This window comes from Providencia sp. wls1943, assembly GCF_009706275.1.
Classification (GTDB): Bacteria; Pseudomonadota; Gammaproteobacteria; order Enterobacterales; family Enterobacteriaceae; genus Providencia; species Providencia zhijiangensis.
The window spans coordinates 121,995-134,443 of record NZ_WLTU01000015.1; the positions used below are offsets into that span (position 1 = coordinate 121,995).

Annotated in this window: 10 protein-coding genes; 8 read left to right on the top strand and 2 right to left on the bottom strand. The window is 43.9% G+C overall.

Going from position 1 to position 12,449, the window contains the following annotated elements:
* Nucleotides 1–138: 138 nt before the first annotated feature.
* Nucleotides 139–993 carry a LysR substrate-binding domain-containing protein gene (locus tag GKR48_RS06000; protein ID WP_154627395.1) on the top strand — a complete coding sequence of 285 codons (855 nt, stop codon included), beginning with the start codon at nt 139–141 and terminating at the stop codon, nt 991–993.
* On the opposite strand, the gene GKR48_RS06005 is transcribed toward GKR48_RS06000, so the two are convergent.
* On the bottom strand, nt 990–1,925 hold the full coding sequence (locus GKR48_RS06005) for a LysR substrate-binding domain-containing protein (protein ID WP_154627396.1): 936 nt from the start codon (nt 1,923–1,925) through the stop codon (nt 990–992). The two genes, GKR48_RS06000 and GKR48_RS06005, sit on opposite strands and share 4 nt — an antisense overlap.
* 600 nt (nt 1,926–2,525) lie before the next feature.
* Here GKR48_RS06005 and GKR48_RS06010 point away from each other — a divergent pair.
* The 7 genes from GKR48_RS06010 (at nt 2,526) to GKR48_RS06040 (ending at nt 11,211) form a co-directional block, all read left to right on the top strand.
* Entirely contained in the window at nt 2,526–3,131 is a 606-nt protein-coding gene (locus tag GKR48_RS06010; RefSeq protein WP_154627397.1) for an ankyrin repeat domain-containing protein, read from the top strand.
* 18 nt (nt 3,132–3,149) lie between these two features.
* Nucleotides 3,150–4,073 carry a DUF2877 domain-containing protein gene (locus GKR48_RS06015; protein ID WP_336431126.1) on the top strand — a complete coding sequence of 308 codons (924 nt, stop codon included), beginning with the start codon at nt 3,150–3,152 and terminating at the stop codon, nt 4,071–4,073.
* Entirely contained in the window at nt 4,063–5,613 is a 1,551-nt protein-coding gene (fdrA, locus tag GKR48_RS06020) for an acyl-CoA synthetase FdrA (RefSeq protein ID WP_154627398.1), read from the top strand. The genes GKR48_RS06015 and fdrA overlap by 11 nt, the downstream gene beginning before the upstream one ends.
* Complete coding sequence (locus GKR48_RS06025) at nt 5,613–7,028, top strand: DUF1116 domain-containing protein (protein WP_154600024.1); 1,416 nt, start codon at nt 5,613–5,615, stop codon at nt 7,026–7,028. Before fdrA ends, GKR48_RS06025 begins: the two co-directional genes overlap by 1 nt.
* Nucleotides 7,029–7,183: 155 nt before the next feature.
* Nucleotides 7,184–8,746 carry a xanthine permease gene (locus tag GKR48_RS06030; protein WP_154627399.1) on the top strand — a complete coding sequence of 521 codons (1,563 nt, stop codon included), beginning with the start codon at nt 7,184–7,186 and terminating at the stop codon, nt 8,744–8,746.
* 74 nt (nt 8,747–8,820) lie between these two features.
* A complete protein-coding gene (locus GKR48_RS06035) occupies nt 8,821–9,771 on the top strand; it encodes a carbamate kinase family protein (RefSeq protein ID WP_154627400.1) in 951 nt (316 codons plus the stop codon).
* A gap of 57 nt (nt 9,772–9,828) precedes the next feature.
* Nucleotides 9,829–11,211 (top strand): amidohydrolase family protein, encoded by a 1,383-nt coding sequence (locus tag GKR48_RS06040; RefSeq protein WP_154627401.1) that lies wholly within the window; start codon nt 9,829–9,831, stop codon nt 11,209–11,211.
* 131 nt (nt 11,212–11,342) lie between these two features.
* Here the strand turns inward: GKR48_RS06040 and GKR48_RS06045 are convergent, their stop codons facing one another.
* On the bottom strand, nt 11,343–12,371 hold the full coding sequence (locus GKR48_RS06045) for an isoaspartyl peptidase/L-asparaginase family protein (RefSeq protein ID WP_154627402.1): 1,029 nt from the start codon (nt 12,369–12,371) through the stop codon (nt 11,343–11,345).
* Between the last annotated feature and the right edge of the window lie 78 nt (nt 12,372–12,449).

The window sequence follows — 12,449 nt, forward strand, 5'->3', positions numbered from 1 at the left end:
TCGAGTATTCTAATAAGATTACTGATGAGTTGACATGGTGTCATTTCAGTAATGTCCATCAAATGCGTTGTTCCCTTCAATCTAATCAAAAATTGTGATATTTAAAAATTAAATAATTAAATCTCAGGTATTAAAAAAATGAATTCGTTGCTTAACTTTGTGTTATTGAAAACATTCGTTACCGTTGCAGAAACAGGAAATTTTACGGTGGCTTCACAGCAATTAAATTCAACGCAATCGACGTTGAGCCAGCAAGTTCAGCGATTGGAAAGTCTTGTTGGGCAACCGTTGTTTGTCAGGGGGCACCGGATGTTAACCCTGACAGAAACAGGGGAAGTGTTGCTGGGATATGCGAAAAATATTCTGGCACTTAACGATACGTTTTTTATGGAAATAACTGGGAATGCGATTATTCAAACTCTGCGATTAGGTTTTCCTGAAGATTTGGCGTCGGGATTAGTGACACCGACATTGGCGGCATTTATGCAAGCACATCCTAATGTCCGATTAGAGGTGACTAGTGGACTGAGTCGCCAACTACAGCAACACTATCAACATGGTGAATTGGATTTGATCATTGTGAAACAACGAAAAGGGGAGTTTCATAGTGATTATCATTGGTCAGAGCCTCTTTGCTGGCTAGCGAGTCGCCAGCAACATGTTCTTCCCACGGATTCTGTTCCTCTGATTGTTTTTCCAGAAAATGGGCTGTACCGGAATGATATGTTTAGGTTGTTAGATAATGAGCAACGCCCTTGGCACATTACTTACACTTGCACCAGTCTAGCAGGTATCCAAAGTGCGATTACTGACGGATTAGGCGTTAGCCTGTTACCTGTACGCGCTAAATTACCCCAGCATCGAATCTTGACAGCAGAAGAGGGGTTTCCTCCTGCCCAAGAGATGGAACTGGCGATGCATTTCTACAAAGAATCATCGGAGATGGTTTCAGTATTGGCGGCGCAGTTAGCTCATCAATTAGAACCACGTTAATTGGCGATGGGCTTGAACAAATCACTGTAAAGTTCCGTTAAGACCCCATTTGCCATAAATTCTTTCCTGATCCATTGGGTGACTAGCCCTGTCGCAGAGTGTTGAGTGGCTAATAGCATGTGAGAATCCTGCCTTGGGTTTTGTATTTGCTTAGTGACTAAGACACCGGTTTTCACATGTTCTTTGACCATATAGTCGGGTAAAAACCCGATCCCTTCACCTAAGATTTGGCACTGGCATTTTGTGTTGAAATCGGGCACTTGAATCGCCTCTTGCCCGTGCAGTAACCATCCAACGCGTTTATTGATGGTATGCGCGGTATCTTCCACCATAATATTTGGGTAGAGGCGCAGTTGGCTTTCGGCAATTGGCTCTGGCATTAAGGCTAAAGGGTGACTAGACGCTATGGCAAACTGCCAGTGTATGGCACCAATTTCAGTGTAATCAATCCCGCCGCCATCCATGAGTGTACCCGGCGCCCCAATCGCAATATCCGCATGGTTATTGATAATGGCATCCCAAACACCGTTATACACTTCCGTGGTCACAGTGATCTGGCAGGTACCAAATTGCTTTTTCAAGATTTGCAGCAATTTCGCCGTATGGTAAGGAGTGTAGATCAACTGATTGATACAGATGCGAACACGGGCTTCAATCCCTTGTTCAATAGAATCGATACTTTTTTTGATGAGATGAAAATTATTCAGAAGGTCGGTGGCTTTGCGATAAAAATAGTATCCCGCTTCGGTCAATTCAATATTACGGGTATCGCGGATAAACAGTGCGACATCTAAATAGGTTTCGATACGTTTTATCGTGTAACTCACCGCGGATGTCGTAATGCCAAGTTCTTCGGCCGCTTTACTGAAACTGGCAAATTTAGCCGCGGTGGTATAGGTCAATAAATTTTCTTCGGTAAAAATAGAGTTCATGTGTTGTGTCCCAAAGTGCGTGAAAATTAGCCTAAATAACGTTTTCTATGAATACAATTCAATAGCTTAAAAAATAGGCTTTTTATTGATTGTTTTTGATAGCCCTCTGCGGGGATATTTATCTATTCTGTACAATAAATAGTATTTAATTTATGTCACCATAAAAAGCAACTAATGAAATGCATGCTTACATTCAAACTAATTAATATTATTGAATTAAATGAAAAAACAGCCATTAGAGGATATTGGCTTTATAAACAAAAAAATCACAATGTTAACAATTTAAAAACCTTTGATTTGATGGCTGTCACAAAATTGAAGAAAGAATAAATTGGCAAACAGATTAACAAAATAATTTGGTCAAATTGCATAGAAAATAGACAAAAAAACATCAATAAAGGTCAGTGAAGGATGCTTTCACGCACAAAAATGTTTGATTGTTGAATTTAAATCAATAATAAGGTGGCAGATTGATGAATTAAATTTAAATGGATTCTATTTATTAATAGCAATTGCTATGCTCTAACCATGCTAAATAATCTTTAATTCATGTTTAATTTGGCTATTAGAAAATTTAAATAGCTAAATGTGGAGAGCATTATGACAGAAAACACACTCGTTCAAGACTTTCTTAAAGCCGCAGAACAAGGCCAATTAGCTATTTTAAAAAATTGCCTTGAAAAAGGTGTTGATATTAATAGTACCAATCGCCAAGGTCGCACTGCTATTGTCAATGCGAGTTTAAATCAGCACTATGAGTGCGTTGATTTTCTTATTCATGCGGGTGCTGATATTAATAAACAAGACCAAACCTGTTTTAATCCATTTTTATTAAGTTGCCTAAATAATGATTTAACATTATTACGTTTAGTATTACCGGCTAATCCTAATTTAGATTTATTAACCCGTTTTGGTGGTGTTGGGATCACGCCAGCGAGTGAAAAAGGGCATGTGGAAATTGTGCGTGAATTACTGGAAAACACGGACATTAATGTTAACCACACCAACTTTGTCGGCTGGACTCCATTGCTAGAAGCGATTGTGCTGAATGATGGTGGTGTAAAACAGCAACAAATCGTAAAAATGCTGTTAGAGCACGGTGCCAATCCGCATATGACGGATAAATATGGTAAAAAACCATTAGAGTTGGCACAGGAAAAAGGCTATCACGAGATCGCTGAATTACTGATTGCGGCGGGTGCGTAACCACCCATAAGGGGGATTGTGGACAGACACCAATCTCAGCGGCAAAGCATTTATGGGTTAACGGCTGATGCGCATTTCTTGCATCTTTTGCATCAGCCATCATTAACAGGGAATGTAGAGCAAGTTTTTAATAAAGCCATTAATTTTTCTATTGATAACCAACTTTATACCTTGCTTGGCTCGCAAACGGATAATGCACCTAATAGCTGCCGAATAATTAATAAGGATTTTTTACCGTTAAATATAGTGGCGGGGGATTCTGTTTTTATTTTAAATAATGAAATCCATATTGGTGAGAAATATGCTATTTCATTTTTATTATGTAAGAAATGGAACCCACCAACGGTTTATTTTATTAATGAAAAATTAAAAGAAGAAAAATACCGTTATTTTCTTCAGTCTAAAATAAACGAAATTGATTCTATTTTAAATGATAAATCACATTCTCTGTTTAACTACCAAGGAGAGAACTGTTTTTATCTTGAATCATCAAAAAAATTAAATGAATTACGCTCCAGATTAATTAATTCATTTACCAATAAGCGGCACCAAGCATTGACTAATATTGTGAGCCAGTTTGTTGGGCTAGGAATTGGGTTAACACCTTCAGGAGATGATTATTTAGTGGGATTGATGGCTTTTTTGTTGTTGAAACACCACCCTGCGAATGCCGTCTATCAGAGCTTTTATCAAGGCATTGCACAAAGCAAGGCGAATACAACACCTATCAGTGCCATTACGTTAGAAAAAGCATTAAACCAAGAGTATCGCGAAAATATACATCAACTGATCCAATGCTTAGTTGATGGGCGAGAAACAAATATTTATCCACAAATTTTAGAGATTTTAAATATCGGGTCTAGTTCAGGTTGCGACATGCTATTTGGCATTCGCGATGCGCTGTTTCTGACCCATTATTTCGGAGAAACACATGTCGACTAAAGTGGTCATAAAAAAGAATACCTATTTTGATTCCGTGTCATTGATGTCTATTTCCACCAAAGCCAACCAACTTGAAAATGTTGAGCAAGCCTTTGTGGCAATGGCAACAGAAATGAATAAAGGCGTGTTAAGAAACTTAGGTTTATTAACACCGGAATTAGAAGAAGCCAAAAACGGCGATTTAATGATAGTGATTAAAGGGCCTAGCGATGAAGCCAATGATGCGACATTGATTGCTATCGAAGAGCTGTTTAATAAGAAAAACCAAGGTGGCGGGCAGCATGAAGCCAAATATGCCACTACCAATTCCGCAAAAACACACATTCCTGATGCCAACTTAGCGGTTATTTCAGTTAATGGGCAATTTGCAGCTCGTGAAGCGCGTATTGCACTTGAAAATGATCTCAACGTGATGCTGTTCTCCGATAACGTTTCGATTGACGATGAGCTGGCGCTGAAACAGTTAGCGAGCCAAAAAGGGTTGTTAATGATGGGACCAGACTGCGGAACGGCGATCATTAATGGGACAGCCCTGTGTTTTGGTAACAATGTTCGTCGCGGTAGCATCGGAATTATTGGGGCATCCGGTACGGGAAGCCAAGAACTGAGTGTGCGCATCCATGAGTTTGGTGCGGGGGTTTCTCAGCTAATTGGTACGGGTGGTCGTGACCTGAGTGAAAAAATTGGCGGCATCATGATGATTGATGCACTGAAAATGCTGGATGCAGATGATGAAACCCAAGTTATTGCACTTATTTCTAAGCCACCAGCACCGATGGTTGCCAAAAAAGTGTTAGAACAAGCTGAAAAATGCCATAAGCCAGTGGTGGTTTGTTTCTTAGGAAGTCAACCGTTACCGGATGATAAACCAGGCTTAACTTTTGCCCAAGGCACCAAAGAAGCTGCTTTGAAAGCCGTTTTACTGACTGGTATTCGTAAAGAAGATTTAGACCTTCATCCTCTCAACCTGCCATTAATTGATGAAGTTCGAGCGTTACTGAAACCGGAACAAAAATACATTCGTGGTCTTTTCTGTGGCGGTACATTGTGTGATGAAGCAATGTTTGCAGCGCTGGAAAAATACGATGACGTCTATAGCAATATTCAACCTAACCCTGACTACCGTCTGAAAGATATCAATAAAAGTGTCGCCCATACCTTCCTCGACTTTGGTGATGATGATTTTACCAACGGTAAGCCACACCCAATGATCGACCCAACAAACCGCATCGAGCGTTTACTGCAAGAAGCGCGTGACCCAGAAGTTGGTGTGATCATGATGGATTTCGTGCTTGGCTTTGGCTCTCATGAAGATCCGGTTGGCGTGATGATTGACGCTATCAAAACAGCAAAAGAGATAGCGAAACAAGAAGGGCGTGAACTGGTGATCCTCGGCTATGTGTTGGGTACTGACCAAGATACGCCATCGATGGATGCACAAGTTAAGATGCTCACCGACGCAGGTGTGATTTGGGCGAGTAGCAGTACCAATACAGGTTTATTAGGACGTGAGTTTGTCTGGAAAGGGGAGAAAGCGTAATGACTTCATTATTTAAACAACCATTGAATGTTATCAATATCGGCATTGAGATGTTCAGTGATGACCTGAAAAAACAGCACGTTCCGGTGACTCAACTGAATTGGACGCCGCCGGGTCAAGGTAACGTAGCTGTGATCCGCGCGCTTGACCAAATTGAAGGCAACGCAGCGTTACAAGAAAAAATCGCCGCAGCGAACGCACAAGCGCTTGAGCGCATTATTCAGTCCCAGCCAGTACTCGTGGGTTATGACCAAGCCATTAATGTGGTACCGGGCATGACGAAAAACACCATTCTACATGCCGGCCCGCCAGTGGCATGGAAAGATATGTGTGGTGCGATGAAAGGCGCGGTGACAGGTGCTTTAGTTTTTGAAGGATTAGCAAAAGACTTAGCGGATGCGGAACGAGTTGCGGCTTCGGGCGAAATTATCTTTTCCCCATGCCATGAACATGATTGCGTAGGGTCAATGGCGGGTGTGACATCGGCATCGATGTTTATGCATATTGTCGAAAACAAAACTTACGGCAACCGTGCATTCACTAACTTGAGTGAGCAGATGGCAAAAATCTTGCGTATGGGGGCCAATGACCAGAGCGTTATTGACCGCTTGAATTGGATGCGTGATGTGCTGGGTCCAATGCTGCGTGACGCCATGAAAATCGTGGGTGAAATTGACCTGCGTTTAATGTTGGCGCAAGCGTTACATATGGGTGATGAATGCCATAACCGTAACAATGCGGGAACAACATTGCTGATCCAAGCACTGACTACGGGAATTATTCAAACCAATTTTACGGTTGCACAGCAAAAAGAAGTCTTTGATTTCGTGGCAAGTAGCGACTATTTCTCGGGCCCTACATGGATGGCAATGTGTAAAGCGTCAATGGATGCTGCACACGGTATTGAATACAGCACCGTCGTGACTACCATGGCGCGTAATGGTTATGAGTTTGGTTTACGCATTAGCGGGTTACCGGGGCAGTGGTTTACAGGCCCTTCTCAGCAAGTGATTGGTCCAATGTTCGCAGGTTATAAACCGGAAGACTCAGGTTTAGACATTGGTGACTCGGCTATCACAGAAACGTATGGGATTGGCGGGTTTGCGATGGCAACAGCACCGGCTATCGTGGCACTCGTTGGGGGAACCGTTGAAGAAGCGGTAGATTTCTCTCGCCAAATGCGAGAAATCACCCTTGGAGAGAACCCGAACGTCACGATTCCATTATTAGGTTTTATGGGCATCCCGACAGCGATTGATATCACGAAAGTCGCAGCCAGTGGCATTCTTCCTGTGATTAACACGGCGATTGCGCATAAAGATGCAGGTATTGGAATGATTGGGGCAGGGATTGTACATCCTCCGTTTGATTGCTTCGAAAAAGCGATGCTTTCTTACGCGAAACACTATGCATAGTGGTATTGAGCCCAAAACTCACTAAGCAAAAAATAATGCCCGGCTTCGGTCGGGCGATAAAAATAAAGCAACGCATTCCCTGAATTGTTCAGTGGCATAAGAGATAGACCGTCAACAACGTGCTGCTAAGGTGTGAGGGGAATGGGAGTAAGAATATGAGTCTATTAAATATTAAATGGAAACGTGGTGATTTGGCGGCCTATTTTGGTTTGATGACCAATAACCTCACGAACCTACTCACCATGATGGGCTTACTGATTTTTGTTGTCGGCATCCCAGCGGAAATTGTTTATGGTCGTATCGCGCCAGCGTTTGGTTTTGCTGTATTGCTTGCCAGTGTAAGTTACGCTTACTTTGGTCAGCAGATGATCAAACAAACGGGACGAAATGACGTTACGGCACTGCCATCAGGGCCAAGCGCACCTTCTATCTTCACCGTGACCTTCTTAGTGATCATGCCGGTTTACCAAACCACCAAAGATCCTGAATTTGCTCTGCAAATTGCGTTGGTCTGGTGTTTTGTGGAATCGATGATTTTAGTGGGTGGATCTTTCCTAGGTGAAACCATCCGTAAGATGATCCCACGTACCGTATTATTATCGTGCTTATCGGGTCTCGGATTATTATTACTGGCCATGAACCCGATGCTGCAAGCATTTGAAGCACCAACGGTTTCGTTTATTGTCCTGCTGTTAATTTTCATCAACTGGTTTGGTAAAAAGCCTATCTTTGCACGTATTCCTACAGGGTTGCTGCTGCTTATCGCGGGTTCTGCCTTAGCATGGATTTCGGGCTTACAAAGTCCGGAAGCGATTACAGCATCCATGGCGTCATTTGGTTTTAACCCGCCAAGTATCCATGTGGATAGCTTCTTCCAAGGTTTACCTCACGCACTGCCATACTTGGCCTCAGCGGTACCTTTAGGTTTAGCGAACTATATCTTCGACCTTGAAAATATTGAAAGTGCTCACGCAGCGGGTGATGAATACAACACACGTAAAGTGATGCTAGCAAACGGTTTATCTTCAACCGTGGGCGTCGTGCTGGGCAACCCATTCCCTGTGACTGTGTATGTGGGTCATGCGGGTTGGAAAGCGATGGGCGCGAGTGTGGGTTATACACTAGCATCCGGTATCACCATGTTTATCGTCCCGTTATTTGGTATTGGCGCATTTATGCTCGCAGTGATCCCAATGACGGCCATTGTCCCTATCTTAGTGTTTATCGGTGTAGTGACCGCTAACCAAGTGGTGCGAGAAACACCGAAAGTCGAAGTGCCTGTGATTTTTATCTGTCTATTCCCATGGATTGCGAACTGGGCATTGACGATGGTTAACAGTGTCATGGGAGCGGCAGGGACATCTGCAAGCGCGATTGGTACGGAAGTTCTGTTACACAAAGGCGTTTATTACCAAGGTCTGGTTCACTTAGGTAACGGCGCACCACTGGCAAGTATGTTATGGGGCTGTATCGCTATCTTCGCCATCTTAAACAAGCCGTTACGTGGCGCGATTGCGGCGGCAGTGGGGGCGGTATTGGTCTTCTTTGGCATCATCCATTCCCCAGCGGTAGGTATTGCAACAGGTTCGGCATTGATGTTTGTCTACGCATACCTCATGATGGCGGCTTTGTTTGTTATCAAACACTTTTTAGATAGCCGCCAATCAGTGGAGCAGCAACAAGCTGAGAAAGCTGAAAAGCTCAGTAAATCAGCATAATACGCCAATCTTTATAGAGGGTGTACGCGGTACACCCTCTATCTGCTAAATATTCGGTATCAGGATCCTTAATCATGAAAGAACTCGTGGTTGTTGCCATCGGGGGCAACAGTATTATTAAAGATAACAGCAGCCAATCCATTGAAGCTCAAGAAAAAGCAGTTCAAGAAGTGGCTCAGCACATCAGCGATATGCTCAAAGGTAATTACAATATTGTGCTGACTCACGGTAATGGGCCACAGGTAGGGTTGGATTTGCGTCGCGCTGAAATCGCTCATGTGGCGGAAGGCCTACCGTTAACACCTCTGGCTAACTGTGTAGCAGATACTCAAGGGGGGATTGGCTATTTAGTCCAGCAAGCACTCACTAACGTATTAGCGAAACAGCAACATCGCCAAGCGGTAACGGTAGTTACCCAAGTGGAGGTCGATAAAAATGACCCGAACTTTGCGGCACCGACTAAGCCGATTGGCGCATTTTTCAGTAAAGAACAAGCGGAAGTATTGCAGCAGGAAAACCCAGATTGGCACTTTGTTGAAGATTCAGGGCGTGGATATCGCCGCGTGGTGGCATCCCCTGAACCTAAGCGTGTCATTGAATCAGCGGCAATTCGCACATTGACTGAACATGATTATGTGGTTGTTGCGGCAGGCGGTGGTGGGATCCCTGTGGTGAATAATGGACAGGGCGGTTATCAAAGTGTGGATGCTGTTATTGATAAAGATTTATCGACCACGCTACTGGCGAAAGAGCTCAATGCGGATATTTTGATCATCACCACGGGTGTCGAAAAAGTGTGTATTCATTTTGGCAAACCGGAACAAAAAGCCCTCGGTGAAACCTCAACGACGGATATGCAGCGCTATATGGCAGAGGGGCATTTCCCAGCAGGAAGTATGCTACCGAAAATTGAAGCCAGTTTATCGTTTATCGCTAATGGTGGTAAGCGCGTGATTATCACGACTCCTGAAGCTTTGCCGGCAGCGTTACGTGGCGAGACGGGAACCCATATTATTCAAGGCTAAACCTCAGTCGTTCGACCTCATACGATGAGGTCGAACTCTCGATGATAAGGAGTTGCTATGAATTCAGAACAGTTGTCTGGTCGCAGAGAGTTTCTGACAACAAGTGCAAAAGTGGTGGCCGCTTGTACATTATTAGGTTCAGTATCTGCGGGAGCGGCGGCACAAAGCGCACCGAAGTCCGGTGTTTCTCGTATTGAGGATAAGCATTATTATTTAGATGATGCATTACTGGAAACGGGCTTTAACTTCCGTGATAGTACGGTGATTGGGACACAAACTGCATTACAAACCATCGAAATTAATGATGGAAAAATCGTGGCGGTTTTACCTAACAAGCAGCATCCTAACTCAGTGTTGAATGCCTATAGTGCACAGGGTAAATTGATGCTGCCTGCATTTCGAGATATGCATATCCATTTGGATAAAACCTTTTACGGCGGACCATGGCAAGCGCCGCAGTCCCGTGAAGGTAAAACCATTATGGATATGATCACGTTAGAGCAGAAAATGCTACCTGAATTGCAGCCTTTCACGCAAGAACGAGCGCATGCATTGATCGATCTGATTCAATCCCATGGTTCGACCATCGCGCGCAGCCATTGCAATATTGAACCTGTTTCTGGATTAAAAAACCTTGAAGCACTGCAAACGGTGTTGGATAAGCGCCAGCAAGATCTTACGTGCGAAATTGTGGCTTTCCCTCAACATGGTTTGCTGCTATCAAAATCAGTCCCTTTGATGCGAGAAGCGATGCAAGCGGGTGCACACTATGTGGGCGGGCTAGATCCGACCAATGTCGATGGTGCAATGGAAAAATCCCTTGATGCGATGTTCCAGATTGCACTGGATTATAACAAAGGGATTGATATCCATCTGCATGAGACAAGCCCGGCAGGACTTGCCGCTATCAACTATATGATAAAAACGGTGGATGAAAACCGCAGCTTGCGTGGCAAGGTGACAATTAGTCATGCTTTTGCATTAGCCATGTTAAATCCTGAAGATGCCGATGCGATGGCAAAACGCTTGGCTGAGCAGCAGATCACTATAGCCTCGACCGTGCCTATCGGGACATTACATATGCCATTAAAAACGCTGAATAAAAATGGTGTGTTTGTGATGACAGGGACTGACAGTGTGATTGATCACTGGTCGCCATTTGGTCTCGGGGATATGTTAGAAAAAGCCAACTTATATGCGCAGTTGTACACGCGTCCGGATGAGTTGGCATTATCTCGTTCCCTTGCTATCGCCACGGGCAATGTATTGCCGTTGGATGAAAAGGGCCAGCAAATGTGGCCAGCAAAAGGAGATGATGCCAGTTTTGTGCTGGTGGATGCCTCTTGCTCAGCAGAGGCAGTTGCGCGTATCTCTCCAAGGCAAGCCGCGTTCCATAAAGGGTATTTGGCCAGTGGTGCAGTTGAAAAGTCATTAGGCTGAGAGCCGTTGCCTATATAGGTATAGTTTATAATGCATTGATTTATAGCTTATATTTTATAAATCAAGGTTATGAAGCCCACATTGGTGGGCTTTTGTATTTTTATGGCGTAGCGAATTTAAATGCGAGGTACTTAATCGTTTTTATAAATAGCGACTTGCGGTTTACCATCATTACCGATTGTTCCGCGGTACATCCCTTCTGAATTAAACTCCATTGCGTAGTTACCGGTTTTATCCAACACAATCACACCACCACTTCCGTTCAGCTCTTTGACTTCATCCAGCGCATTACGGGCGGCTTGGTCGATAGGTGTTTTGTTGTATTTGACTTGGGCTGCGATATTGTGCGCGGTAGCCGTACGGATAAACATTTCGCCAGAGCCTGTGGCTGAAACCGCGACGGTATTGTTGTCAGCGTAGTTTCCAGCACCAATGATTGGGGAGTCACCGACGCGACCGAAGCGTTTGTTGGTCATGCCTCCGGTGGATGTTCCTGCGGCGATATTACCATTTTTATCAAGCGCGACCGCGCCAACGGTGCCATATTTGTAGTCATACATCATTGGGTCAATAAAGAGAGCGGCCGTTTTTCCATCATGGTCGAGTACCACTTTCTCTTTTTCTTTGGCTTTTTGAAGTTGCTGCCAACGGAAATCGGTTCGGAAATACGATGGATCAACGATTTCAAGGCCTTGTTCCGCAGCGAATTGCTCGGCACCTTTAGAAACCATCATGACATGAGGGCTTTTGGTCATGACGGCATAAGCGGCATTAATCGGGTTTTTAATGTTGGTGACACCAGCCACCGCACCCGCTTTACGGTTGCTGCCGTCCATGATTGACGCATCCATTTCATTTTTGCCTTCATGGGTAAATACAGCGCCTTTTCCTGCGTTAAATAGCGGAGAATCTTCCATCACGTTAATAGAGGCTTGTACTGCATCAAGGCTACTACCGCCTTTGTTGAGTACGGCATAGCCTGCTTCTAAGGCTTCGGTCAGTTTTTCTTGATACTCTTTTTCTTGTGCTGGAGTAATGGTGTCTTTGGTAATAGTACCGGCTCCCCCGTGGATCACTAATCGGATTGGTGGCTCGCTTACGGCGTAAGCGTGCAGAGAAAATGAAGCTGCTAATAAACATCCTAGTAGAGATAATTTCATAGTTATTTCCTTCTTATTATTTAATCTTCGGTCGCTTTTTGAGCAAAAAAAGTATAGGGGGGAAAATACGTAGCCAGC

Bases quoted from the DNA above. Each gene is read 5' to 3' on its own strand.
- GKR48_RS06005 (WP_154627396.1), bottom strand. From the start codon at position 1,925: ATGAACTCTATTTTTACCGAAGAAAATTTATTGACCTATACCACCGCG.
- GKR48_RS06025 (WP_154600024.1), top strand. From the start codon at position 5,613: ATGACTTCATTATTTAAACAACCATTGAATGTTATCAATATCGGCATT.
- GKR48_RS06030 (WP_154627399.1), top strand. From the start codon at position 7,184: ATGAGTCTATTAAATATTAAATGGAAACGTGGTGATTTGGCGGCCTAT.
- GKR48_RS06000 (WP_154627395.1), top strand. From the start codon at position 139: ATGAATTCGTTGCTTAACTTTGTGTTATTGAAAACATTCGTTACCGTT.
- GKR48_RS06040 (WP_154627401.1), top strand. From the start codon at position 9,829: ATGAATTCAGAACAGTTGTCTGGTCGCAGAGAGTTTCTGACAACAAGT.
- fdrA (WP_154627398.1), top strand. From the start codon at position 4,063: ATGTCGACTAAAGTGGTCATAAAAAAGAATACCTATTTTGATTCCGTG.
- GKR48_RS06010 (WP_154627397.1), top strand. From the start codon at position 2,526: ATGACAGAAAACACACTCGTTCAAGACTTTCTTAAAGCCGCAGAACAA.
- GKR48_RS06045 (WP_154627402.1), bottom strand. From the start codon at position 12,371: ATGAAATTATCTCTACTAGGATGTTTATTAGCAGCTTCATTTTCTCTG.
- GKR48_RS06035 (WP_154627400.1), top strand. From the start codon at position 8,821: ATGAAAGAACTCGTGGTTGTTGCCATCGGGGGCAACAGTATTATTAAA.